Here is a 24,246-nt window from a genome sequence, read left to right on the forward strand (position 1 = left end):
CTTGGTGTAGTCGAACTTCTCGACCGCGCGGATCAGGCCGAGGTTGCCCTCCTGGATCAGGTCGAGGAAGGCCATGCCGCGACCGGTGTACCGCTTCGCCAGCGAGACCACCAGCCGCAGGTTCGCCTCGAGCAGGTGGTTCTTCGCCCGCTCGCCGTCCCTGTTGATCCACTTGAGGTCGCGCTCGAAGTTGCGCTCGAGCGCCTCCTCGCCCTCCTCGGCGGCGCGCAGCCGCTCGGCGGAGTAGAGGCCGGCCTCGATCCGCTTGGCGAGCTCGACCTCCTGCTCCGCGTTGAGCAGCGGAACCTTGCCGATCTGCTTGAGGTAGGCGCGGACCGAGTCGGCCGACGCGGTCAGCTCGGCGTCGCGGCGGGCCTGCTTGAGGGCCTCGGACTCCTCGTCGTCCCACTCGAAGTCGCCCTCGGTGGCGGAGCTCGCGGCGTCGGTCGCGGCGGCCACGACCAGAGCCGGCGCCTCCTCGACGACGACGTCCTCGATCCCGGCGGCGAGTTCCTCGGGGTCGATCTCTTCGCCCTCGGGACCCTCACCGGGCTTGGCGGCCTTGGCCGGACCGGCCTTGCCGGCAACCGCCTTCTTGGCGGGCACCGCGGCCTTGCGCACCGGCGCGGCGGCCTTCTTGGCGAGCGCGGAACCGTCGCCGGCCGGGCCGGGCTGCTTCGGCGCCGGCGTCGTCTTCTTGACCGGCGCCGTCTTGGCGGTGGTCGCCCGCGAGGCCGGGGTGGTGGAGCGGGCCGCGGACACCTTGCGGCGGGTGCTGGCCGAGCCGTCGACGACGACGGTGATGCCGGCGTCCACCAGGCCGCGCAGGATCTTCTTGGCCTGTGCCGGGTTCACCGAGGCGGACTCGAGCGTATGCGCTACCTGGGCCGAAGTGAGCTGCCCGCCCGCACCCTGAGCATGGGTGATCAACGCCTCGGTGAGAGAGCGAACGTCGGCACCGTTCTGGTGGGCTGCTTCTGTCACGAATGACCTTCCGGAGGCGATGAGGTTGGGCACGGCCATGTTCCAGCGCAGCACGCGGGGGCGAGTCTCGCCGGAGTCGATTTGGGCGCCCCCGGGTCACGGAGCATCCCGCAGCGAGCGTCCGTGAAGCGTGGGCAGGGGTGAATTGTAGCGCCGTCCACCGAGATCCTCCCCCCGCAGCACGCCGCCGGGGGCCGACGACCTCGTCAGAGACGCTCCGGGCGAGAATCGTATCGGCGGAAAGGACCGATACGTGAGCGAGATTCCTCCGGGCCCGGTGCCCGGCGAGTTGCTGGAGATCGCCGTTCGAGTGGCGCGGGAGGCGGCGGCCACCGCGCGCCGGATGCGCGACGAGGCGATCGGGGACGTGCAGACCAAGAGTACCGACACCGACGTGGTGACGGCAGCCGACAAGGCGGTGGAGCGTCAGGTCGTCGACGCGCTGCGGGCAGTCCGGCCGGACGACGGGGTGCTGGGCGAGGAGTACGGCGACAACGCGGCCGCGGTGCCGGGCGCGGTGCGCTGGATCGTCGACCCGATCGACGGCACCGTCAACTACCTCTACGGCCTGCCGCAGTACGCGGTCTCGCTGGCCGCCGAAGTGGACGGCGAGGTGGTGGCCGGCGTGGTCCGCAACGCCGCGACCGGTGACGAGTGGACCGCGACCCGCGGCGGCGGCGCCTGGCGTGCCGGACGCCGGCTGTCCTGCTCCACCGAGACGGTGCTGGGTCAGGCGCTGATCGGCACCGGCTTCGGCTACGACCCCCGCCGGCGGGCGCACCAGGGCCAGGTCTTCGCCCAGATGATCACCCGTGTGCGGGACATCCGGCGGATGGGCGCGGCGTCTTTGGACCTCTGCCTGGCCGCGGAGGGCAGACTGGACGCGTTCTTCGAGAAGGGTCTCAACCCGTGGGATTACGCAGCCGGTGGTCTGATCGCGTCCGAGGCCGGGATGGTCGTCACCGGCCTGAACGGCGCGCCGGCCGGGCCGGAGATGGTGCTACTGGCCCCGCCGGCGCTCTTCGAGGCGCTGCACGAGCTGCTGACCGAGCTGGACGCGTCCGGCGGGCCGTAGGGCCGGGCGGCTCAGTCGTCCTCGGGCTTCTTGGTGATCGGCTTGACGCAGGCGCCGGCCGGCAGGTCCGGCTCGCCGATCTCGACGAGCGACTGGTTCACCTCGGTGGTCGTCGCGAGCTGCTGGAATTGGCTGCCGATCACGATTTCGACGACCGCACCCTTACGCTTGGCGTTGTACTCCATCTCGGCCTGGGCCAGGAAGTACGCCTGCACCAGCTGCGCCTTGCCGACGGCGTCCGGGCCGAAGCGGATCTCCGCGACGCCTTTGAACTTGGTCTTGCTCTTACCGGGGGTCTGAATGGTGAAGCGACGGTTCTTGAATTCGTTGGAGACACCGTCCGCCAGGCCGGCCCGGTTGGTGCCGTTGAGGACCTTGAGGGTGACCTCTGCGGGGTCGTCCGGGAGCTGCATGTCCGCGAGCGGGGCGCCGTCCGGGCAGTTCGCGCCGTTCCCGACGTCGGCCTGCTTGTCGCGGACGAGCGCCACGATGACGAAGACGATCGCCGCCACGGCGAGCACGCCGACGACGACGAGCGCTCGGACGCGCGCAAAGCTCATGGGGTTGGCTCCAGGATCGGACGACAGGCCCCGGTGAGGTCCTCGGGCCTGTCGAGAGGTTAGCGTCTGACCGCCAGACGCGCGGAAACAGGGAATGCTTCCGGCGTGCCGACGGTGATCCTTCAGGCTGATACCCCTACTTTGATGTCGCCTCAGTCACATCGGGAACAATGTGCCGCCAGAGGGCGTACAACTTTGCCGCAGCAGCGGTAAGGTTCCGCGCTCGCCGGGCCCCGTCCTCGGTGCCCGAACGAGTGTCAGAAATCGTCTGGCGGAACCGGGAACCGAAACCAAGTCATCGGCGTTACTAACGCCAAGTGACACATCGATACAGGAGAGTGAAAACCGATGGCCACCGACTACGACGCCCCGCGTCGCGATGAGGTCGACCTCGGCGAGGACAGCCTCGAGGAGCTGAAGTCCCGTCGTGCTGACTCGCAGTCCGGTTCGGTGGACGTCGACGAGGTCGAGGTGGCGGAGAGCTTCGAGCTGCCCGGCGCCGACCTCGCCGACGAGGAGCTGACCGTCAAGGTCCTGCCGATGCAGACCGACGAGTTCCGCTGCTCCCGCTGTTTCCTCGTGCACCACCGCAGCCAGCTGGCGACCGAGCGGAACGGGGAACTGATCTGCCGCGAGTGCGCCTGATCGGCGTGCTCGCGCGCAGAGCGCTGACACCCGGCGAGGGTCGCCGGGCCTCACCCGAGGATTGACAACGGGTTTGACCCCGAGGCGGAACCGGGCACTGTACCGGCGAAGACGACGGGAAGGACGACGATGACTCAACCGGAGCGCGCCACCGAATCCGAGGCCACCGGCCCCGGCGCCGACGCGTCCGCGATCGGCGCCGACCCGCTGGAGACCCCGGCCGAGGCTCGTGCCGACGAGGAGCTGGGCCGCACTGTCGCGGCCCTGACCGCCGACGACCTGGAACCGGCCGGCCGTCGGCGTCTGCTCGGCCGCCTGGTGGGTGACGTGCGCCGTCGCGGCGTGGGCCAGATGTTCAAGCCCAGGGCCGCGCTGCGCTGGATGGCCGACGTGGTCGCCGACGTGGCGCCGCACATCCCGGTGCGCAGCCGGGAGACGCTGCTCCGGCACTTCCCGGACATGGACGACGACGCCCTCGCGGACCGCCTGATCCGCAACGCCGCCCGGGCGACGGCCGGCGTGGGCGCGGCCGGCGGCGGGGTCGCCGCCGTCGAATGGGTCGCGGCGCCCGCCCTGCTCACCGCGCCGGTGCTGCTCGCCGCAGAGACCATCGCGGTGGTCGCGGTCGAGATGAAGCTGATCGGCGAGCTGCACGAGGTGTACGGCGACCCGGTCACCGGCAACGGCAGCGAACGCGCGCTCGCCCTGGTCCAGGCGTGGGCCGGCCAGCGAGGCATCAACCCGCTGATCCCCGGCACCGGGGTGGCCGGCGTGCTGGGCACCGCCGCGCGCGGCGAGCTGCAGAAGTCCCTGCTGCGCCGCTTCGGGCGCAACCTCACCTCGATGGGCCCGATGCTGACCGGCGCCGCGGTCGCCGGTTACCTGAACCGGCGGGCCACCCGCGCGGTCGGCGAGAAGGTCCGCGACGACCTGCGCAAGCGCGCCCTCAAGAGTCCTGGCCGGCGCGCTCTCGGCGGCTGAGCGCGACGAGCGTGGTGGCCAGCTCGACCGGCCGCCGGGTGCTGATCACCCAGAACGGCGTCGGGTCGGCCGGGTCGTCCAGCAGCACCTGCACGGCGGTGCCGATCCACGGGCGCTGGATCACGAACGCGTACGGATGTGCGCCGACGCCCAGCGCCTCCCGCTTGCCGGCCGCGTCCAGCGCCACCACGTCGGTGATCACGCCGAGCGGCAGCCGCGCGTCGTCGACCCGGAACTCGCCGTCGCGCACCTCGACGCGCAGCCGGCCCAGCGGCACCAGCAGCAGCACCGAGAGCGGGAGCAGCACCGCGTACGGCAGCCAGCCGGACATGCCGGGGACGCCGAGGGACAGCTCGGTGGCGATGATGGCGCCGACCAGCAGGCCGGCGGGCCACGCCCACCACGGCAGACCGAGGCGCTCCTGATGGCTCTCCGCGATGCGGGCCGGGGTCTGGGGTGTCACCCTCGAAGGGTACGGCGCGCCTCCGTGGCGGGGCGCGGCAGGATGGCAGGGTAGGCACCGCCCGAAGCCGTACCGACGTGAAGGAACGCGCACCGTGACCGACGTAGTCATCCAGGTCCGACGGATCGAGAAGGACCTGCCCCTGCCGGCCTACGCCCACCCGGGTGACGCCGGCGCGGACCTGGTGGCGGCCGAGGACGTGGAGATCGCCCCGGGCGACCGGGTGAAGGTCCGCACCGGTCTCGCGGTCGCCATTCCGGACGGCTTCGTCGGTCTGGTCCACCCGCGTTCCGGACTGGCCGCGCGCCTCGGGGTGACGGTGCTCAACGCGCCCGGTACGGTCGACGCCGGTTACCGTGGCGAGATCCTCGTCAACCTGATCAATCATGATCGGGCACAGTCCGTGAAGATCTCCCGTGGCGACCGGATCGCGCAACTCCTCGTCCAGCGGGTGGAGCGGGCGGTGTTCCACGAGGTGGACACGCTCGACGACACGTCGCGGGGCGCGGGCGGGCACGGTTCGACCGGTGGCCACCAGGCCCTCTGAGCATCGAAAGGCTGGCAGTGATGTTCTCCCGTAAGCGCGAGGGCGCCAAGCACGTACGCGCGGCCGACGCGCCGCCCTCGAAGGCACTCGCCAAGAGTCTGGCGGCCGATGGGGGGGCTCCCGCGCCCGAGTTCGGCCCGTGGGACGCCAAGCACGCCCCCGACGACGTGCAGCGCCTCGACCTGGGCAGCCTGCAGATCCCGGCGATCGAGGGCGTCGAGGTGCGGGTGCAGGCCAATCCGGACGGAGCGGTCGAGCAGATCGTCCTGGTGGACGGCGAGAGTGCCCTGCAGATCGGGGTGTTCGCGGCGCCGAAGACCGAGGGCATCTGGGGCGAGGTGCGCGAGGAGATCGCCACCGCGATGACCGCCGACGGCGTCGACGCCCGTGAGGTGGACGGCCGGTACGGCATCGAGCTGATCGCCCGGGTCAACACCCCGGACGGCCCGGCCGACGTGCGGTTCGTCGGGGTGGACGGCCCGCGCTGGATGGTCCGGGCGCTGTTCCAGGGCGCCGCGGCCGCCGACCGGTCCAAGGAGGGTGTGCTCGGCGAGGCGCTCGAGGGCATGGTCGTGGTCCGCGACGAGGAGCCGCGTCCGGTTCGTGAGCCGCTGCCGCTGCGCCTGCCCGCCGAGATGGCCGAGCAGAACGCCGAGCAGAACCCCGCGCAGCAGGTTTGATCGCCGATCGGCGTACGGTGGGATCAAGGGTGTCGTCTAGAGAGGTGGCATCGGTGCCATGACCACCGAAGAGCGCACCGGCCTGCGCCGGTTCCTGGACCGGTTGACCGCGACCGATTCCGAGCTGGACGCGCAGGAGTTGCAACGAGACGTGGCGAAGTGCGGGGCCAAGCCGGCTGGCGAGTGCCAGCGCGGTCAGGTCGTTTCGGTGTCCGGGCGACTGCGCACCGTGGCGTACACTCCTCGCACCAACCTGCCCACCCTGGAGGCCGACCTCTGGGACGGCAGCGACGTGGTGACGCTGGTCTTCCTGGGCCGCCGGTCGATCGCCGGCATCGAGCCCGGCCGGCAGCTCACCGCGCGCGGCCGGATCGCGATCCGGGACGACCGCAAGGTCATCTACAACCCGTACTACGAGTTGGAGGCGCCCCGGTGACATCCGGCAGCGAGCCGCGTCACGCCGCACACGAGACCGTGGGGGAGCGGGTCGCCGAGGACATCGTCGAGGAGCTCGACCTGCACCCGGTGCCGGACGGCAAGGCCGATGACGACGAGGCGCTCCCGCCGCTGAGCGAGCAGATCGCCGAGCAGCTCGGCGGCGTGCGCGGGCTAATCGAGTCGAGCGTCCCGGTGCTCGCGTTCGTGGTGCTCAACGTGGTGTTCGGCGACTCGGTGCTGGGCCTGGAGAAGCGCACCGCGCTGCTCTGGGCGATCATCGGCTCGGTCGGCTCGGCGCTGATCATCGGCGGGGTCCGGCTGGCGCGCCGCCAGCCGGTCCGGCACGCGGTGAACGGGTTGTTCGGCATCGCCATCGGTGCGTACTTCGCCTGGAAGAGCGGCGACGCGAAGAACTTCTTCCTGCCCGGCATCCTGCTCACCTTCGGGCAGGCCGGGGTGCTGCTGATCTCGGTGTTCGTCCGCAAGCCGCTGATCGGGTACGCCTGGGGCATCATGGCCAACAAGGGCCGGCAGGACTGGTTCGGCAACTCCCGGCTGTTCCGCGCCTTCCAGTGGCTCACCGTGCTCTGGGTGGCGTCGCTGGTGGTCCGGGCCGGCATCCAGTTCTACCTCTGGTCGATCGACGACGCGAACGCGCTGGGCATCGCCCGGATCCTGATCAGCTGGCCGATCTACGCCGGTACGTTCGCGCTCACCGCCTGGGTGATCCACCGGATCACCACGGAGCAGCAGAAGGCCGAGGAACCGGTCGCCTAGGCGGCGGTGTGTCCCAGCACCACGGCGCGGATCTGGTCCTCCACCTCGGCGGTGCACACGAAGATCAGCTCGTCGCCGGCTTCCAGCGTGTCGTCCGGCGTCGGCACCACGACCCGCTTGCCGCGCAGGATGGCGACGAGCGCGGCGTCCCGCGGCATCGGCACCGCCCGGATCGGCTTGCCCTCGTAGGGCGCGTTCTTCGGCAGGGTGATCTCCACGAGGTTGGCCTCACCCTGCCGGAAGGTCATCAGCCGGACCAGGTCGCCGACCGTCACCGCCTCCTCGACCAGCGCGGCCATCAGGCGCGGCTTGCTGACCGCGACGTCGACGCCCCACTGCTCGGTGAAGAGCCACTCGTTCTCGGCCCGGTTCACCCGGGCCACCACCCGGCCGACCGCGAACTCGGTCTTGGCCAGCAGCGACATCACCAGGTTGGCCTTGTCGTCGCCGGTCGCCGCGACCACCACGTCGCAGGACGCGACGTCGGCCTCCTCCAGGCTGCTGACCTCGCAGGCGTCGGCGAGCACCCACTGCGCCTGCGGCACCCGCTCCGGGCAGAGCTGACGCGGCTGCTTCTCGATCAGCATCACCTCGTGACCGTTGCCGATCAGTTCCTGAGCGATGGACCGGCCCACGTTGCCGGCTCCCGCGATCGCGATGCGCATGTCAGTGCCCCTCGTAGCCGGCGCGCCCGGCGATGTCCAGAACCCGGTTCACGGTCTCGTCGGTGACCAGCATGAAGACCTGGTCGCCGTCCTGCAGCACACCGGAGGGCTGGGCGAGCGAGCCCACCCCGAAGCGCACCAGGTACGCCACCCGGGCCCCGGTCGCCTCCTCGAGGTTCTTCACCGTCCGTCCGACCCAGTCCCGGTGCACCGGCGCCTCGACGATGCTGACCACACTCGTCGGGTCGCGGAACACCTCGTTGCGGTCCTCGGGCACCAGGTGCCGGAACATCCGGTCGGCCGCCCAGCGGATCGTCGCCACGGTGGGGATGCCGAGGCGTTCGTACACCTGGGCTCTTTTTGCGTCGTAGATTCTGGCCACGACGCGGGAGACGCCGAACGTCTCGCGGGCCAGCCGGGCCGAGATGATGTTGGAGTTGTCGCCGCTGGAGACGGCCGCGAAGGCGTCGGCGCGTTCGATGCCGGCGGCCCGCAGCACGTCGCGGTCGAAGCCGATGCCGGTCACCGTGACGCCGCCGAAGTCCGTGCTCAGCCGCCGGAACGCCTCGGCGTTCTGGTCGATCACGGCGACCTGATGGCCGCGCGTGTCGAGGCTGTGCGCCAGGGTGGAGCCGAGCCGGCCACACCCCATGATCACCACGTGCACGGCTGTGCCCTTCCGCTTCGCCGACCGTCCCGGAATGAGCCTCCCATGCCCCACTGGCGCATGGTGTCCGGGGCGGGCTACGCCGGATCGGGTCCAGCCGTACCCTTGGCACTCGTGGCCAGTACCACTTCCCTAGCCAAGCGGCTGCTCCTCGGCCGGCCTTTCCGCTCGGACAAGCTTCAGCACACGCTGTTGCCCAAGCGGATCGCTCTGCCGGTGTTCGCCAGCGACGCACTCTCCAGCGTGGCGTACGCGCCCGACGAGATCCTGTTGACCCTCTCCATCGCGGGGGCAGCCGCCTTCGCGATCTCTCCTTGGGTGACGCTCGCGGTCGCGGTGGTGATGGTGACCGTGGTCGCCAGCTATCGGCAGAACGTGCACGCCTACCCGTCCGGCGGCGGCGACTACGAGGTGGCCACGGTCAACCTCGGTCCGCGTGCCGGGCTCAGCGTGGCCAGCGCGCTGCTGGTGGACTACATCCTGACCGTCGCGGTGTCGGTCTCGTCCGGGGTGAACAACCTCGGTTCGGTCGTTCCCTGGGTGGGTGACAACAAGGTCGGCGTCGCGATCGCGGCGGTCGCCGTGCTCACCGCGCTCAACCTGCGCGGGCTGCGGGAGGCGGGGGTGGCGTTCGCCGTCCCGACGTACCTTTTCATCCTGGTCATCCTCGGGATGATCGCGACCGGCCTGTTCCGCATCTTCGTCCTCGGCGAGGACCTGCGCGCGCCCAGCGCCGGACTGACCATCACCGCCGAGGAGCACCACCTCACCAGCTTCGGCTTCGTCTTCCTGCTGCTGCGGACGTTCTCGTCGGGCTGCGCGGCGCTCACCGGCGTGGAGGCGATCTCCAACGGGGTGCCCGCGTTCAAGCCGCCGAAGAGCAAGAACGCCGCGACCACGCTGATGCTGCTGGGCGGCCTGGCGATCGTGATGCTCGCCGGGATCGTGCTGCTGGCCCGGATGACCCACCTGCAGTACGTCGAGGACCCCGGCACCCAGATCGTCGCGAACGCCGGGTTCTACGAGCAGAAGACGGTCACCGCGCAGCTCGCGCAGACCGTGTTCGGCGACGGGTCGTTCATGTTCCTGCTGACCGGCGGGATCACCGCGCTGATCCTGTTCCTGGCCGCGAACACCGCGTTCAACGGCTTCCCGGTGCTCGGCTCGATCCTGGCGCAGGACCGGTACCTGCCCCGGCAGTTCCACACCCGCGGGGACCGGCTGGCGTTCAGCAACGGCATCGTCTTCCTGGCCGGCGCCGCGATCGTGCTGATCATCGCGTTCCAGGCGGAGACCACCCGGCTGATCCAGCTCTACATCGTGGGCGTGTTCGTGTCGTTCACGCTGTCCCAGGGCGGCATGATCCGGCACTGGAACCGGCTGTTGAAGATCCAACGGGACCCCGAACGCCGGCGCCGGATGATCCGCTCCCGGGCGATCAACACGTTCGGCATGGGTCTGACCGGCGCGGTGCTGATCGTCGTACTGATAACGAAGTTCCTCCTCGGCGCGTGGATCGCCATCGCCGCGATGATCGTCTTCTACGCGCTCATGCTGGCCATCCACAAGCACTACACGCGGGTGGCCGAGGAGCTGCAGCCCACCGAGGAACGGCCGGTGCTGCCGTCCCGGAACCACGCGGTGATCCTGGTCAGCAAGGTGCACCAGCCGACCCTGCGCGCCGTGGCCTACGCACAGGCGACCCGGCCGGACACGATCACCGCGGTCACCGTGAACGTCGACGACAAGGACACCCGCAACATCCAGGCCGAGTGGGAGCGCCGCGAGCTGTCGGTCTCGCTGACCGTGGTGGACTCGCCGTACCGGGAGATCACCAAGCCGATCATCGACTTCGTGAAGGGGGTGCGCCGCGCCTCGCCGCGCGACGTGGTCACCGTCTTCGTACCGGAGTACGTGGTCGGCCGCTGGTGGGAGAATCTGCTGCACAACCAGAGCGCGCTGCGGATCAAGGGCCGGCTGCTCTTCGAACCGGGTGTGATGGTCACCAGCGTGCCCTGGCAGCTGCGTTCCAGCCAGGACCGGGACCTGGAACGGCTGGACCGCGGACTCAGCCGGGCACCGGCCCGCGGCCCGCGCTTCCACCCCGAACCGACACCTCCCGACGACCACGACCAGATCGGTGCTGACCAGAAGTGACCACTCCGGATGAAGACCTGGTCGAGGGCGACCGGATCGAACTGACCGTCGGCGCGCCCGCGCACGGCGGGCACTGCGTGGCCCGGTTCGGCGGCCCGGGCGGCCGGGTGATCTTCGTCCGGCACGCGCTGCCCGGCGAACGGGTCACCGCGGAGATCACCGAACGGCACCGCGGCTACCTGCGCGCGGACGCCGTGGAGATCCACGAGGCCTCGCCGGACCGGGTCGAGGCGCCCTGCCGGTTCGCCCACCCGGGTGGTTGCGGCGGCTGCGACCTGCAGCACGTCTCGGCCGACGCCCAACTCCGGTGGAAGACGCAGGTGGTCCGGGAACAACTCGGCCGGATGGCCGGGCTGACGCCCGAGGACCAGGACAAGATTTTCGTACGGGTGGAGCCGCTCGGTTCCCCGCTGGGCTGGCGTACCCGGGTCCGGTACGCGGTGGACGCCGCCGACCGTCCCGGCCTGCTCCAGCACCGCTCGCACCAGGTGGTGCCGGTCGACCGCTGCCTGATCGCCCACCCGGCGATCCAGCAGCTCGACCTGCTCGAGCGGTCCTGGCCGGCGACCAACGCCCTGCACGTGATCGCGTCCACCTCGGTCCCGGACCAGGTGGTCGTCCTGGAACGCCCGGCCGGGTCGTCGAGCTCTTCCGGCTCTTCGGGCTCTTCCGGTCCCTCGGGCTCTTCGGGCTCTTCCGGTCCCTCGGGCTCTTCGGGCTCTTCGGGCTCCTCGGGCTCCTCGGGCTCCTCGGGCTCCTCGGGTGATGATCCGACCGAGGCGCCGGGCGGTGCCGGGCTGGTCCGGATCAGCGGGCCGGAGCGGGTCACCGAGACCGTCGGGGACCGGTCCTGGGAGATCGCGCCGGAAGGGTTCTGGCAGGTGCACCCGGAGGCCGCCGCGACACTGACGGCCGCGGTGCTGGCGATGCTGCGCCCGGCCGAGGGCGAGACCGCCTGGGACCTGTACGGCGGCGCGGGCCTGTTCGCCGCCGCGGTCGCGGAACGGACCGGCGCCCGTACCGTCGTGGTCGAATCGTCGCCGCTCGGCGTCACCGCGGCCCGGGCGAACCTGAGCGACCTGCCGCAGGTCGAAGTGATCTCGGCCAAGGTGGAGACCGCCCTGGCCCGGCGCCGGCTCACCGGCCCGGTCGACCTGATCGTGCTCGACCCGCCCCGAGCCGGAGCCGGCGCCGCCGTGGTCCGCGGCATCGTGGCGGCGAGCCCCCGCGCGGTCGTCTACGTGGCCTGCGACCCGGCCGCCCTGGCCCGGGACGTGAAGACGTTCCGCTCACTCGGCTGGGAGCTGACAGAGCTGCGCGCCTTCGACTGCTTCCCGATGACCCAGCACATCGAGAGCGTCGCGCTGCTGCTGCCGCCGGCCTGAGACTTCTCCACAGTCCGGGGCTGTCCACAGCCCGCCCACCCAAGCCCACCCAATCCCGCCACACTGTCCGAGGGGGCTCCCCCTGGGAGGGTGGGCCGGTGGGTGGTCTGCTTCTTGGTCAGCGAGGTGCTACTGCCCGGCCGGTCGCGGTGGCTTCTCGGGTTCGCCTCTTGGTCGCGGTGGTCTCTCAGCCCGCCGCTCGGTCGCGGTGGTCGCTGGTGGTCGTTGTTGGGGGCCGGGATGTCCAGCCGCTCGGTGTTGTTGTAACGGTCAGCGTGGGTGATCGATGTCGTTGGGGCGGTGGAAGTCCGCGCTCGGCGTCGGTGGGGCGGTGGAAGTCCGCGCTCGGCGTCGGTGGGGCGGTGACAGTCCGCGCTCGGCGCCGAAGGGGCGGCAGGGGTCCGCGCTCGGCGCTGAAGGGGCGGCAGCCGTCCGCGGTGGGTCGGGTTCGGGGCGGTAGCGGTCCGCGGTCGGGTTGTGCGTGCGGCTATCGCCCCCAGGTGGGCGGCGAGCGCACGCAATCCGGCAACGCGGACTCGCACCGCCCTAACGCGGACTCGCACCGCCCTACCCAGCAGCCACAGACACATCCGAGCGGGCATGTACACCCCCACCCCGCCCACACAGGTGATCGAGGGGCGACCAGCCGACGATCAATGTGCTCGACGCTCCCAGGCAGACACCGTGCTCACCCCCGGCCGGGATCGGCTAAATCCCGCCCGCGAGCGCACGGCCGTGCACTCGCCGGCAACCTGCCACCCGCGCCACCGCCCCGACCGGGATGCCCTCGCGGGCCAAACGGTTCCGGCCGTCCCGTCAAGATCAACTTAAGCTGAGGGGCATTCGGGGAGATCGGGCTGGTCCTGGTGGTCGCTATTAGGTCCGTTTAACGGCCGCCAGCACCAGCTCAGGCAACCGGGGCTGTCGGGGCCGTTGTGACAGCCCTCAGGGCCAGCCGGGCGGCTCAGGGGAGCAGGGCCTGGTGCTCCTGCCTGAACAACCATGGGTGCTCGGTGGGCCGACCTGGAGATGTCACGCCGGTTCGGCGGCGGGTGGCGGTCCGGGGTGGCGCGGTGTCGCGCGGCCTCACGGGCGGGACTCGGCTCGTAGCCTGCGGACGTGCGCTCGGTATCCGTACCAAATGGGGGTTTATCTTGCGGTCAGTGTCGTGCGGTGTGCGGAGGCGACGCTCATCAGGTGGTCCAGGGCGTCCCGGGTGCGGATCAGGTCGTCGATGTGGGCCGACAGCCGGTCGCGTTCCTCGCTCATCCGGTCCATCGCGGCGTCCGAGTTCTCCAGGCTCGGCGTGTCCACGCAGGGCAGCAGTTCGGCGATGGTCCGGCTGGACAGCCCGGCCGTGTACAGCCGCTGGATGAAGGTGACCCGCTCCACCTCCTGCTCGGTGTAGTGCCGCTGCCCGCTGGGGCTGCGCACGCTGACGAGCAGGCCCTGCTCCTCGTAGTACCGGACCGAGCGGACGCTGACCCCGGCCCGGGCCGCGAGATCTCCGATGCGCACGTCGCCTCCTGGGTGTGACCTGGCACGCAAACCTTGCCTCTGACGTCAATGTCAGGTCTTAGCGTAGCCCCCTGATCCGAGGGACCTACGGAGGACCTGTGATGACCGAACTGTTCAGCGGTTTCCAACTCGGCGGCCTGAGCCTGCCGAACCGCCTGGTGATGGCGCCGATGACCCGGGTACGCGCGGCAGCCGGCGGCCTGGCCACCCCCTCGATGGCCGGCTATTACGCGCAGCGGGCCACGGCCGGGCTGATCGTCAGCGAAGGGGTGCAGCCGAGCCTGATCGGGCAGTCCAACCCGGGCACCCCGGGGCTGCACACCGACGAGCAGGTCGCCTCGTGGCGGCCGGTGACGGCGGCGGTGCACACCAACGGCGGGCGGATCTTCGCGCAGCTGATGCACGGCGGCCGGGTGTCACATCCGGACACCACCGGGCACCAGCCGGTCGGGCCGTCGGCGGTCGCCGCGGTCGGGGACGTGTTCACGCCGACCGGGCCGCAGCCCGCGCCGGTGCCCCGCGCGCTGGCCCTGCCGGAGATCGCCGAACACGCGCTCTCCTATGCCGGCGCCGGCCGCCGGGCGATCGAGGCCGGGTTCGACGGGGTCGAGCTGCACGGGGCGAACGGGTACCTGATCTCGCAGTTCCTGTCGTCGAACGCGAACCTGCGCACCGACGGGTACGGCGGGTCGGTGACCGGGCGGATCCGGTTCGCCGTGGAGGCGGTCGAGGCCACCGTGGATGCGGTCGGCGCCGACCGGGTCGGGATCCGGCTGTCGCCCGGCGGCGGGTTCTGGGGTGTGCGGGAGGACGACGTCCCGGCGCTGTACGCCGCGCTGCTGCCGGAGCTGGCGCGGCTGCGCATCGCGTACGTACACCTGGAAGCGACAGCGGACCGGGAGGTGCTGACCACCTTGCGCCGCATCTGGCCCGGGGTTCTGATCATGAACCCGGTGCTGCCGATGGGGCCGAAGCAGACCGGGCGGGACGAGGCCGAGGAGTGGCTGGGGCTCGGCGCTGAGCTGATCAGTTTCGGCCGGGGGTTCATCGCCAACCCTGATCTGGTGGAGCGGCTGCGGACCGGCGTCCCGCTGGCGCCGGTCGACGAGGCGACGTTCTACCAGGGCGGGGACGCGGGCTACCTCACCTACCCGGCATACCAGTACGCCGGGTAGGTGATCAGCGAGCCGGCCGTCACGGGTTGGCGCGCTCCGCGGCGGCGACGGCGTTGCGGAACAGCATGGCGACGGTGGTCGGCCCGACCCCGCCGACCCGCGGCGTGATCGCCCCGGCCACCTCGGCGCACGACTCGTCCACGTCCGGCAGCAGACGCCGGCCCTCGTAGCGGACACCCGCGCCGATCACCACGGCGCCCGGCTTGACGTGTTCCGGCTGGATGATGCCGGGCACGCCGGCCGCGGCGATCAGGATCTCGGCGCGCTGCGTGTACCGCGGCCAGTCCTTCACCCCGGTGTGCACGACGGTGACGGCGGCGTTCGCGGTCGGGCGCTTCTGCGCGAGCAGCATTGCGAGCGGACGGCCGAGCGTGGCGCCACGACCGAGAATGACCACCTCACGGCCGGAGATCTCGATGCCGTGGTGCGCCAGCAGTGCCTCGATGCCGGCCGGGGTGCAGGGCAGCGGGCCGGGCAGGCCGACCGCGAGCCGGCCCATGTTGAGCGGGTGCATCCCGTCGACGTCCTTGTCGGGGTCGAGGGTCTGCAGCGCGGCGTCATAGTCGAGGTGCGCCGGGATCGGGTACTGGATCAGCACGCCGTGCACGTTCTTGTCGTCGTTGAACCCGGCGATCACCTTGAGCAGGTCGGCCTGGCTGAGGTCGCCGCTGAGGTGCTCGTGCGGCGACTCGAAGCCCAGCTCGGCGGCCTGCTTCTGCTTGATCCGGATGTACCCGGCGCTGGCGTCGTCGTCGCCGACCAGAATGGTGGCCAGGCTGGGCCGGACGCCGCGCTCCTTGAGGCGGGCGACCCGGTCCCGGACGTCGGCCAGCACGGCCTCGGCGACCGGTGCGCCGGGCAGGAGACGGGCGCCGGTGGTTTCGGTGGTCATGTCTGTCTGCTCCTGAAGCCGGGGAGCCCAGGCGGTCGACTCCCGTGACGAGCTCCCCGATGGTTGGACCATCCTCGTGCCGCCAGTCGCTGCTTGCCTCCCAGGATGCCGGACGTGGCCGCGCGCCGGCTCAGCGGGGGTCCGCCTCCAGGAATACCCGAAATATCCGTCCAGACCGCCGCTCCGTCACTGCCGGCTGCGGCTCCAGATTCGCCATCATTCGGTACGAATACCGAGCGCCCGCCCGCAGGCTACAAGCCGAGTCCCGCCCATGAGGCCCCGCGACACCGCCCACCCCCGGACCGCAGCGCGGCTCCCCGTCCCCGGCTGGTTCTGAGGGGTGTCTCGAGGCGGTTGAGGCACCCCTGGGCGCCAGCCGGTCACCCGGCGCCGGGTCGCGGCACGGTGCCGGCCGGTCACCCGGTGGGTGGGGGTGTTTCCCGGGTGGGGGTGGGCTGGGCCGGGGTGTCGTCGTGGGGGTCGTCGTCGAAGGTGGACTCGTCGAAGGGGGACTGGCCGGCCAGGACGCGGTCGGCCTGGGCGCGGTCGATCTCGTGGGTCCACGTGCCGACCAGGACGGTCGCCACCGCGTTGCCGGCGAAGTTGGTCAGCGCGCGGGCCTCGGACATCAGCCGGTCGATGCCGACGATCATGCCGACGCCGGGTACCAGGTCGGGGCGGTGGCTCTGCAGGCCGCCGGCCAGGGTGGCCAGCCCGGCGCCGGTGACGCCGGCCGCGCCCTTGGACGCCACGATCATGAAGAGCAGCAGGCCGATCTGCTGGCCGACGGAGAGCGGCTGGTCCATGGCGTCCGCGATGAACAGCGACGCCATGGTCAGGTAGATCGCGGTGCCGTCCAGGTTGAACGAATACCCGGTGGGCACCACGATGCCGACCACCGGGCGGCTCACCCCGAGGTGACCCATCTTGGCGATCAGCCGGGGGAGTGCCGACTCGGACGACGAGGTGGACAGGATCAGCAGGAACTCCCGGGCCAGGTACCGCAGCAGCCGGAAGATCGACATCCCGGCGGCCAGCCGGAGCAGCAGCCCGAGCACCACGAACACGAAGATCGCGCAGGTGACGTAGAACCCGGCCATGATGGCGGCCAGGCTCTTCAGCGCGTCGAAACCGGTCGCGCCAACGAGGGCGGCCATCGCCCCGAACGCGCCGATCGGCGCCAGCCACATGATCATCGCGAGGATCTTGAAGACCACCCGCTGGATCAGCCCGATCGCCCGGATCACCGGCTCGCCGCGGTCGCCCAGCGACTGCACGGCGAACCCGACCAGCAGCGACACCAGCAGCGTCTGCAGCACCTGGGTGCTGGTCAGCGCGGAGACCAGGGTGTCCGGGATGATCCCGAGGACGAACGCGACGCCGCCCTCGGCCTGCTCGCTCACCTGCGCCGCGCCGGTCTTCGCGAGCTCCTCGCTGAGGTGCAGCCCAGCGCCGGGCTGCAGGATGTTGCCGACCACCAGGCCGATCGCCAGGGCCACCGTCGACATGATCAGGAAGTAGCCGAGCGCCAGCCCGCCGACCCGGCCGACCTGGGCGGCGCGCCGGATCGAGCCGACGCCGAGAACCAGGGTGCAGAAGATCACCGGGGCGATCATCATCCGGATCAGGTCGACGAACCCGGTGCCGAGCGGTTTGAGCTTCACCGCGACGTCGGGGAAGAGGAACCCGAGGGCGATGCCGAGAGCCATCGCGAGGAGCACGGCGAGGTAGAGGAAGTGGCTGCGGTCGCGGCGCTGCGGAGCTTCGGCATCGACGGACATGCTTCAGTTTCGCACAGGCATGTGATCTGCATCACCCCCATCATCCGGATCGGGGAATGTGGAGATGCTGTGGAGGACGCCACCCTGGCCGTTCGCGCCAGGTCGCGTCCGGGCGTCACCCGGATAGACTCCGACCCTATGAGCGACTCCCCCTCGACCCCGGCCGGCCTGCTGACGACCATCACCTCTCCGGGTGACCTGAAGCGACTGTCCGCGGAGCAGTTGACCCTGCTCGCGGCCGAGATTCGAGACTTCCTCGTGGCCAAGGTGTCGCGGACCGGTGGCCACCTCGGGCCGAACCTCGGCGTGGTCGAGATGACCCTCGCCATGCACCGGGTCTTCGACTCGCCGAGCGACAAGATCCTCTTTGACACCGGCCATCAGGCGTACGTCCACAAGATCGTCACCGGTCGGCAGGCCGGCTTCGACGAGCTCCGCCAGCGGGGTGGCCTCACCGGGTACCCGAGTCAGGCGGAGAGCGAGCACGACCTGATCGAGAATTCGCACGCCTCCACCGCGCTCTCCTACGCCGACGGCCTGGCCAAGGCGTTCACGCTGCGGGGAGAGGACCGGCACGTGGTCGCGGTGGTCGGCGACGGCGCGCTGACCGGCGGCATGTGCTGGGAGGCGATCAACAACATCGCCGCCACGAAGAACAAGCTGGTCATCGTCGTCAACGACAACGGCCGGTCGTACGCGCCGACCATCGGCGGCCTGGCCGACCATCTCTCCACCCTGCGGCTCAACCCGGGGTACGAGAAGGTGCTCGACCTGGTCAAGAACGCGCTCGGCTCGACACCGCTGGTCGGCAAGCCGGTCTTCGAGGTGCTGCACGCGGTCAAGCGCGGCATCAAGGACGCGATCAGCCCGCAGCCGATGTTCGAGGACCTGGGCCTGAAGTACATCGGGCCGGTCGACGGCCACGACCAGCAGGCGATGGAGTCCGCGCTGCGCCGGGCCAAGGGCTTCAACGCGCCGGTGATCGTGCACGCGGTGACCGTCAAGGGTTATGGCTACCGCCCGGCCGAGCAGGACGAGGCGGACCGGTTCCACGGCCCGGGCGCGTTCGACCCGGAGACCGGCGCGCTGACCGCGAAGCCGTCGCTGAAGTGGACGAAGGTCTTCGCCGAGGAGCTCGTCGCGATCGCCGACGAGCGTCCGGACGTGGTCGGCATCACCGCCGCGATGGCCGAGCCGACCGGTATCGCCGCGCTGGGCCAGAAGTACCCGGAGCGGACGTACGACGTCGGCATCGCCGAGCAGCACGCCGCGACGAGCGCCGCCGGTCTGGCGATGGGTGGCCTGCACCCGGTGGTCGCGGTCTACGCGACGTTCCTGAACCGCGCGTTCGACCAGGTCCTGCTGGACATCGCGATGCACAAGCTGCCGGTCACGTTCGTGCTCGACCGGGCCGGCATCACCGGTCCGGACGGCCCGAGCCACTACGGCATCTGGGACATGAGCGTCTTCGGGGTGGTCCCGGGCCTGCGGATCGCCGCGCCGCGGGACGCCGCCACCCTGCGCGAGGAGCTGCGCGAGGCGCTCGCGGTGGGCGACGGCCCGACCATCGTGCGGTTCCCGACCGGCGCGGTCGCCGCGGACACGCCGGCGCTGCGCCGGGTCGGCCCGGTGGACGTGCTGCGCGAGACCGAGGGCCGCAAGGACATCCTGCTGGTCGCGGTCGGTTCGTTCGCCGGCCTGGGGCTGGACGCCGCCGAGCGGCTCGCCGAGCAGGGGTACGCCGTGACCGTCGCCGACCCGCGCTGGGTCCGCCCGGTGCCGGCCGAGCTGGTCGAGCTGGCCGCCGGGCACCGCCTGGTGGTCACCCTGGAGGACGGCATCCGTACCGGTGGCGTCGGCGATGCGATCGCCGCCGCGCTGCGGGACGCGGCCGTGTCCGTGCCGCTGCGCGACTTCGGCGTGCCGGCCGGCTTCCACCCGCACGGCTCCCGGGCCGAGATCCTCGCGTCGCTCGGGCTGACCGCGCAGGACATCGCCCGGGACGTGACCGAGTGGGTGTCGCGCCTCGACGCCGCCGACGAGGTGGCCGAGCCCGCCCTGTGACCGCGGGTCCGGGGAGGAAATGACCGATCGAGGACGCCCCGCATGATCGACGAGCGTTTCCGTTATTCAACCGTTACTTTTAACGGATGGGTGCGGAGACGTTCGTCGAGCCAGTCCTGATCGAGCTGGGCCTCGACCGGGGTGTCCCGGAGACCTACGAGCGGCCCCGGCGGTCCACCGCCCCGCCCTGGTTCGCCCCGGTCCTGCTCGTGGTGCTGCTGCTGGTCAGCTCGGGCGCCTCGGCCGCCCCGCCGAAACCGCCGCTGACCACGCTGCTGCGGATCGCGATGAGCCCGTCCGACCCCTATCTGGTGACCGGCGGCCAGCTGCTCACCCAGACGTTCGGCCTGCTCACGGCGTATGACCTGGATTCCGGGGCGCTGCGCTGGCGTGCCGGGCAGCCGATCCCGGTCTACCGGCTGCGCACCGGCGGCGGGCTGCTGCTGATGCGGCCGTGGACCACCAGCGGCACCGAGCCCGGCACCACCGCGATCTCGGTGGCCACCGGGGCGTTGGAGTGGCGCAACGCCCGCTCCGTGATCACTTTCGCCGGCAGTGACGCGCTGCTGGCGGTGAGCACCCCGCGCAGCCTGTCCGGCACCGGCCGCCGGGTGCAGGGCGCCGTCGAGGTGCTCGATCCGGTCACCGGGATGGCCCGCTGGCAGCTCCGGGTGCCGTCCACCGGTGTGGTGCTGGGTGTGCCCGGCCCGGCCGACACCGGGTCCCGGCTGCTGCTGATCCGCGACGACCGGACGGCCGCCCTGTTCGACCTGACCGACGGCCGGCAGTTGGCCGGCCGGGAGCTGCCGTCGGCCAACTACGGCCCGGACAACCCGGTGGTGGCCGGCGGCCTGGTGGTGCTGCGGCACCCCGGCGCGTTCGGCATGGAGGTCTCCGCGTACGACCCGGTGACGCTGCGCCCGGTGTGGACCGAGCCGGCCGACGGCACCGTCGAGGTCCGCGCCTGCGGGCTGCTCGCGTGTTTCCTCGGCGAGCACGGCATCCGGGCCGTCGACCCGGCCACCGGCGACGAGCGCTGGACCCGGCCCGGGTGGCAGACCGTGGAGGAACGCGGCACCACCCTGGTGGCGTACCCGACCGGCGACGACGCCACGGGACCGACCGCGCTGGTGGACTCCGCGACCGGCCGGGTGCTGGCGGACCTGGCCGGGTGGCGGCCGGTCGCCGGGGCGAACCGGTCCGGTGGGCTGCTGGTCACCCGGGTGGTCCCGGCCGGCGCGCGTACCATGGTCGCGGTCGTCGACCAGGACCGTGGCCGGCTGCGCCCGATCGCCGAGCTGCCCGCCGGGACGAGCGACTGCGAGGCGGCACCCGACCGGCTGGTCTGCCGATCCGCGTCCGGCGAGCTGGTGGTGTGGGCGTATGACGAGGCGGCCGGCGTGAGCTGATCGCCGGCTGACGTAGGCGTACGGAAAAAAGGGTGTGTCGTGACGCTGATCGAGCTGGACCGCGACGCCCCGCTCGAGCCGCCGCCCACCTCGCGCCGACCGCTCGTGGCCTATCGCCGGACCGCCCTGGTGGTGGCGCTGATCCTGCTCGCCGCGCTGGGCGGTGCGGCGCCGGCCTCCGGGATCCGGTGGCGCTACCTCGGCGTGATCACCCCGGCGGCCGCACCGGACGGCCCGATCACGCTGGCCGGCGGGCAGGTCTACACGGTCGACACCACCGGGACCGAGCCGTCGGTGACCGCCTGGCGCCCGGCCCGCCCGCCGGTCCGGCTGTGGACCACCCGGGTGCCGGTCGGTGGTGAGCCGGGCGTGATCCCGGTCGCCTCGGTGACCGTGCGGCAGGCCGGTGAGGTGGCGTTGCTGACCGCCGGCGCCGCCACCACCGCGGTGGACGCCGCGACCGGCCAGGTCCGCTGGTCCGCGCCGGTCACGGTGGGTGTGCTGGACGGCAGCGGCGCCGGCGTCACCGTCGACCGGGTGTTCCGCCCCGGCACCGAGTACGACCAGGAGTCCGGCGACCCGGGCCCGCTCTACTTCTCCGCCTCCGGCGAGCCGCACACCGAGCCGCCGCTGCGCACCGACGTCCGCGGCCTCGACCTGGCCGACGGCCGGACCCTGTGGACGACGTCACCGGGTGGCGCGGTGACCGTCGACGTGGTGCCCGGCGACGACCCGGCCGTGCTGATCACCTCGTCCCAGCGGCTCACCCTGGTCGCCGGGCGCACCGGCCGGCTGCTGCGCGAGGCCGAGCTGCCGCAGCTGGCCGGGCACGGTCCGGCCAGTGGGTCGCTGATCGGCGACATCGCCCTGATCAGCTATCAGGAGCCCGGCCGGCAGGTCGCGTTCGAGGCACGCACCCTGCGGCGGCTGTGGGAGCGCGACGTGCCGGAGATGGTCGCCGACCCGGCCGACTGCCAGGGGGTGCTCTGCGATGGCGGGCACGGTGACCTGCGGGTCCTCGACCCGGGCACCGGTCTGGCCCGGTGGAGGGTGCAGGAGGACGTCGACCTGGCGATCCGCGCCGGGTACGTGCTGGAGACCGACGCGGCCACCGGTGAACCGGTCCGGCTGACCGACCCGCACACCGGGGCGACCCGGGTGGACCTGGCCGGCTGGACCGGTGAGGTGTCCGGATCGGCGGGCCAGCCGCTGGTGCTGCGGCGCCGGGAGGGGCGCGGTGCGCAGGCGTTCGCCACGGTGGTGCCCGGGCACGCCGAGATCCGCCGGCTCGGTGTGGCCGGTACCGGGCTCGGCGACTGCGACGCGGACGGGCGGTTCCTGGTCTGCCGGGCCGCCGACGGGCTGCGGATCTGGGCGTACCGGAGCTGACCACCTGTCGCGCGCGATGGGTAGCCTGCAGCTACACCCGGTCAGGGTGTTGACGTCAGGAGTCTGCGGTGCGCGTGCTGGTGGTGGAGGACGAGCGGACGATGGCCGACGCGATCGCCCGCGGACTGCGGCGGCACGGGATGGCCGTCGACGTCGCGTACGACGGTCTGCAGGGCCACGAGATGGCCTACGTGACCCGGTACGACGTGGTGGTCCTGGACCGTGACCTGCCCGGCATGCACGGCGACGAGATCTGCGCCGCCCTCGTCGAGTCCGGCGCGCTGACCCGGGTGCTGATGCTGACCGCCAGCGGTTCGGTCGCCGACCGGGTGGAGGGCCTGCAGCTCGGCGCGGACGACTACCTGCCCAAGCCGTTCGCCTTCGACGAGCTGGTGGCCCGGGTGCAGGCGCTGGGCCGGCGGGCCACGCCGCCCGCCCCGCCGGTGTTCAGCGTCGGCAACCTGGTCCTCGACCCGGCCCGCCGGGCGGTGACCCGGGGCGGTGTGCCGGTCGACCTGACCAACAAGGAGTTCGGCGTGCTGGAGGTGCTGCTCAAGGCGCGCGGCGCGGTGGTCTCCAGCGAGGAGCTGCTGGAACGGGTCTGGGACGCGAACACCGACCCGTTCACCACCACGGTCCGGGTGACCGTGATGACCCTGCGCAAGAAGCTCGGCGATCCGCCGCTGATCGAGACCGTGGTCGGCGCCGGTTACCGGGTGCCCGAACCGGTCGTGACCACGTGACCGTCTACCAGGGTCAGCAGAGCCACGGCCAGCTGAGCCGGCCCGCCGGTCTGCTGCGCCGGCTGACCCGGCCCACCCTGCGGCTGCGGCTGACCCTGCTGAACGGGATCCTGCTGGTCGCGGCGGGCGCGGTCCTGGTGGTGCTGGCCTGGCTGCTCGTCGACGAGTCACTGCACCCGGCCGACGAGCTGCGCGCCGGTTCGGACGTGACGCTCAACGACGGCACGTTCCGGGAGGCCCGGGCCTGGCAGAACGAGATGATCGACCAGGCTTCCGACCAGCTGCTGATCAAGGGGTTGAGCGCGCTCGTCGCGATCGGCATCATCGGTATCGCCGGGGGATACCTGGTCACTCGGCGGGCGCTGCGGCCGCTGCACACCGTGACGCAGACCGCGCAGCGGCTCGGTGAGGAGACCCTGGACCAGCGGATCCGGTATTCCGGCGCCGACGACGAGGTGGCCGAGCTGGCCCGGACGTTCGACGCCATGCTGGACCGGCTGGCCGGCGCGTTCGAGTCGCAGAAACGGTTCGTGGCGAACGCGTCGCACGAGCTGCGGACCCCGCTCGCGGTGATGCGGACCGAGATCGACGTGACGCTCAGCGACCCCGAGGCGGACGTGGCCGAATACCGCCGGATGGCCCGGGTGGTGCGCGACGCCTCGAGCCGGGCGAACGGGCTCGTCGACGCGCTGCTGGTGCTGGCCCGTTCGGAGGCGCAGTCCGGCCGGCGGCTGGTCCGGAAGGTCCCGGGTGACCTGGCGGCCAGCGTCGCCAACGCGCTGTCCGCGGTGAAGCCCGAGGCCGACCGGATGAAGCTCGAGGTGAGTACGGAGCTGGCGGCCGCGCCGGTGGTCGGCGACCCGAGCCTGCTGGACCGGCTGGCCGGCAACCTGATCGAGAACGCGATCCGGTACAACCACCTGATGGGCCGGCTGTGGCTGCGTACCGAGTCGGTGGACGGGCAGGCCCGGCTGATCGTCGGGAACACCGGTCACGAGGTCGAGCAGTTCGAGGTGCCCGGGCTGTTCGAGCCGTTCCGGCGGGGTGGCTGGGAACGTACCGGCTCGCGCGGGTCCGGGCTGGGGCTGTCCATCGTGCGGGCGGTGTGCGACGCGCACGGCGGGACGGTCTCCGCGGTGGCCCGGCCCGACGGCGGGCTGGAGGTCACCGTGTCGCTGCCGGCCGCCGAGACCACGCCGGTGGTCGCCGCGACCGCCGCGGTGCCGAAAAGCCCCGCCCGGTGATCCGGAC

At 71.7% G+C, this 24,246-nt stretch carries 23 protein-coding genes and 1 riboswitch (1 of these 24 only partly in view); of the genes, 15 read left to right on the forward strand and 8 right to left on the reverse strand.

Annotated elements, in window-relative coordinates; genetic code table 11:
• Positions 1 to 984, reverse strand: the 5' portion of a protein-coding gene (locus tag ADL15_RS13935) for an RNA polymerase sigma factor (protein ID WP_067689809.1). Its footprint begins 570 nt before the window's first position; 984 of the gene's 1,554 nt are visible here — the first part of the coding sequence; it begins with the start codon at positions 982 to 984; its stop codon lies beyond the left edge, outside the window.
• A 253-nt stretch (positions 985 to 1,237) separates the two neighbouring features.
• Here ADL15_RS13935 and ADL15_RS13940 point away from each other — a divergent pair, with 253 nt between their 5' ends.
• Positions 1,238 to 2,059 (forward strand): inositol monophosphatase family protein, encoded by an 822-nt coding sequence (locus tag ADL15_RS13940; RefSeq protein WP_083971225.1) that lies wholly within the window; start codon positions 1,238 to 1,240, stop codon positions 2,057 to 2,059.
• An 11-nt stretch (positions 2,060 to 2,070) separates the two neighbouring features.
• On the opposite strand, the gene ADL15_RS13945 is transcribed toward ADL15_RS13940, so the two are convergent.
• Positions 2,071 to 2,619, reverse strand: a complete 549-nt coding sequence (locus ADL15_RS13945; RefSeq protein ID WP_067689468.1) for a LytR C-terminal domain-containing protein — start codon at positions 2,617 to 2,619, stop codon at positions 2,071 to 2,073.
• Between the two features lie 348 nt (positions 2,620 to 2,967).
• Here ADL15_RS13945 and ADL15_RS13950 point away from each other — a divergent pair, with 348 nt between their 5' ends.
• Complete coding sequence (locus ADL15_RS13950) at positions 2,968 to 3,264, forward strand: DUF4193 domain-containing protein (RefSeq protein ID WP_067689470.1); 297 nt, start codon at positions 2,968 to 2,970, stop codon at positions 3,262 to 3,264.
• A gap of 129 nt (positions 3,265 to 3,393) precedes the next feature.
• Entirely contained in the window at positions 3,394 to 4,245 is an 852-nt protein-coding gene (locus tag ADL15_RS13955; protein ID WP_232344081.1) for a hypothetical protein, read from the forward strand.
• Here ADL15_RS13955 and ADL15_RS13960 read toward each other — a convergent pair.
• Positions 4,211 to 4,708, reverse strand: coding sequence for a DUF3093 domain-containing protein (locus ADL15_RS13960; protein ID WP_067689472.1), 498 nt, complete (start codon positions 4,706 to 4,708; stop codon positions 4,211 to 4,213). The two genes, ADL15_RS13955 and ADL15_RS13960, sit on opposite strands and share 35 nt — an antisense overlap.
• A 94-nt stretch (positions 4,709 to 4,802) precedes the next feature.
• Between ADL15_RS13960 and dut the strand changes: the two genes are divergently transcribed.
• The 4 genes from dut to ADL15_RS13980 are packed head-to-tail and all read left to right on the forward strand — an operon-like array spanning position 4,803 to position 7,150.
• Positions 4,803 to 5,255 (forward strand): dUTP diphosphatase, encoded by a 453-nt coding sequence (gene dut, locus ADL15_RS13965; protein ID WP_067689473.1) that lies wholly within the window; start codon positions 4,803 to 4,805, stop codon positions 5,253 to 5,255.
• Between the two features lie 20 nt (positions 5,256 to 5,275).
• A complete protein-coding gene (locus ADL15_RS13970) occupies positions 5,276 to 5,935 on the forward strand; it encodes a DUF3710 domain-containing protein (RefSeq protein WP_083971228.1) in 660 nt (219 codons plus the stop codon).
• A gap of 58 nt (positions 5,936 to 5,993) precedes the next feature.
• Positions 5,994 to 6,371, forward strand: a complete 378-nt coding sequence (locus tag ADL15_RS13975; protein WP_067689479.1) for an OB-fold nucleic acid binding domain-containing protein — start codon at positions 5,994 to 5,996, stop codon at positions 6,369 to 6,371.
• Positions 6,368 to 7,150, forward strand: a complete 783-nt coding sequence (locus tag ADL15_RS13980; RefSeq protein WP_067689483.1) for a DUF3159 domain-containing protein — start codon at positions 6,368 to 6,370, stop codon at positions 7,148 to 7,150. The genes ADL15_RS13975 and ADL15_RS13980 overlap by 4 nt, the downstream gene beginning before the upstream one ends.
• Here the strand turns inward: ADL15_RS13980 and ADL15_RS13985 are convergent.
• Both ADL15_RS13985 and ADL15_RS13990 read right to left on the reverse strand, forming a co-directional pair.
• Positions 7,147 to 7,815 (reverse strand): potassium channel family protein, encoded by a 669-nt coding sequence (locus ADL15_RS13985; protein WP_067689486.1) that lies wholly within the window; start codon positions 7,813 to 7,815, stop codon positions 7,147 to 7,149. The genes ADL15_RS13980 and ADL15_RS13985 overlap by 4 nt on opposite strands.
• A 1-nt stretch (position 7,816) precedes the next feature.
• On the reverse strand, positions 7,817 to 8,482 hold the full coding sequence (locus ADL15_RS13990) for a potassium channel family protein (RefSeq protein ID WP_067689489.1): 666 nt from the start codon (positions 8,480 to 8,482) through the stop codon (positions 7,817 to 7,819).
• 60 nt (positions 8,483 to 8,542) lie between these two features.
• Between ADL15_RS13990 and ADL15_RS13995 the strand changes: the two genes are divergently transcribed.
• A complete protein-coding gene (locus tag ADL15_RS13995) occupies positions 8,543 to 10,639 on the forward strand; it encodes an APC family permease (RefSeq protein ID WP_067689492.1) in 2,097 nt (698 codons plus the stop codon).
• Complete coding sequence (locus ADL15_RS14000) at positions 10,636 to 12,024, forward strand: class I SAM-dependent RNA methyltransferase (RefSeq protein WP_067689494.1); 1,389 nt, start codon at positions 10,636 to 10,638, stop codon at positions 12,022 to 12,024. Before ADL15_RS13995 ends, ADL15_RS14000 begins: the two co-directional genes overlap by 4 nt.
• Positions 12,025 to 13,173: 1,149 nt before the next feature.
• Here the strand turns inward: ADL15_RS14000 and ADL15_RS14005 are convergent.
• Positions 13,174 to 13,542, reverse strand: coding sequence for a MerR family transcriptional regulator (locus ADL15_RS14005; RefSeq protein WP_157441352.1), 369 nt, complete (start codon positions 13,540 to 13,542; stop codon positions 13,174 to 13,176).
• Positions 13,543 to 13,643: 101 nt separating this feature from the next.
• Here ADL15_RS14005 and ADL15_RS14010 point away from each other — a divergent pair, with 101 nt between their 5' ends.
• A complete protein-coding gene (locus ADL15_RS14010; RefSeq protein ID WP_067689500.1) occupies positions 13,644 to 14,717 on the forward strand; it encodes an alkene reductase in 1,074 nt (357 codons plus the stop codon).
• Positions 14,718 to 14,736: 19 nt separating this feature from the next.
• On the opposite strand, the gene ADL15_RS14015 is transcribed toward ADL15_RS14010, so the two are convergent.
• Positions 14,737 to 15,609: a bifunctional 5,10-methylenetetrahydrofolate dehydrogenase/5,10-methenyltetrahydrofolate cyclohydrolase gene (locus ADL15_RS14015; protein WP_067689503.1), complete on the reverse strand. Its 873-nt coding sequence runs from the start codon at positions 15,607 to 15,609 to the stop codon at positions 14,737 to 14,739.
• A gap of 18 nt (positions 15,610 to 15,627) precedes the next feature.
• A riboswitch (ZMP/ZTP riboswitch) is annotated at positions 15,628 to 15,709 on the reverse strand.
• Between the two features lie 316 nt (positions 15,710 to 16,025).
• On the reverse strand, positions 16,026 to 17,390 hold the full coding sequence (locus ADL15_RS14020; protein WP_067689506.1) for a cation:dicarboxylate symporter family transporter: 1,365 nt from the start codon (positions 17,388 to 17,390) through the stop codon (positions 16,026 to 16,028).
• 138 nt (positions 17,391 to 17,528) lie between these two features.
• Here ADL15_RS14020 and dxs point away from each other — a divergent pair, with 138 nt between their 5' ends.
• The 5 genes from dxs to ADL15_RS14045 all read left to right on the forward strand — a co-directional run bounded on the left by dxs (position 17,529) and on the right by ADL15_RS14045 (position 24,239).
• Positions 17,529 to 19,454 (forward strand): 1-deoxy-D-xylulose-5-phosphate synthase, encoded by a 1,926-nt coding sequence (gene dxs / locus ADL15_RS14025; RefSeq protein WP_067689509.1) that lies wholly within the window; start codon positions 17,529 to 17,531, stop codon positions 19,452 to 19,454.
• A gap of 86 nt (positions 19,455 to 19,540) precedes the next feature.
• Positions 19,541 to 20,863 carry an outer membrane protein assembly factor BamB family protein gene (locus ADL15_RS14030; protein ID WP_067689512.1) on the forward strand — a complete coding sequence of 441 codons (1,323 nt, stop codon included), beginning with the start codon at positions 19,541 to 19,543 and terminating at the stop codon, positions 20,861 to 20,863.
• A 39-nt stretch (positions 20,864 to 20,902) separates the two neighbouring features.
• Entirely contained in the window at positions 20,903 to 22,252 is a 1,350-nt protein-coding gene (locus ADL15_RS14035) for an outer membrane protein assembly factor BamB family protein (protein ID WP_067689515.1), read from the forward strand.
• Positions 22,253 to 22,320: 68 nt separating this feature from the next.
• Positions 22,321 to 22,995 carry a response regulator transcription factor gene (locus tag ADL15_RS14040; protein ID WP_067689518.1) on the forward strand — a complete coding sequence of 225 codons (675 nt, stop codon included), beginning with the start codon at positions 22,321 to 22,323 and terminating at the stop codon, positions 22,993 to 22,995.
• Positions 22,996 to 23,045: 50 nt separating this feature from the next.
• A complete protein-coding gene (locus tag ADL15_RS14045; protein ID WP_067689822.1) occupies positions 23,046 to 24,239 on the forward strand; it encodes a sensor histidine kinase in 1,194 nt (397 codons plus the stop codon).
• Positions 24,240 to 24,246 lie beyond the last annotated feature (7 nt).

It is taken from the genome of Actinoplanes awajinensis subsp. mycoplanecinus (genome assembly GCF_001509495.1).
Lineage (GTDB): Bacteria > Actinomycetota > Actinomycetes > Mycobacteriales > Micromonosporaceae > Actinoplanes > Actinoplanes palleronii.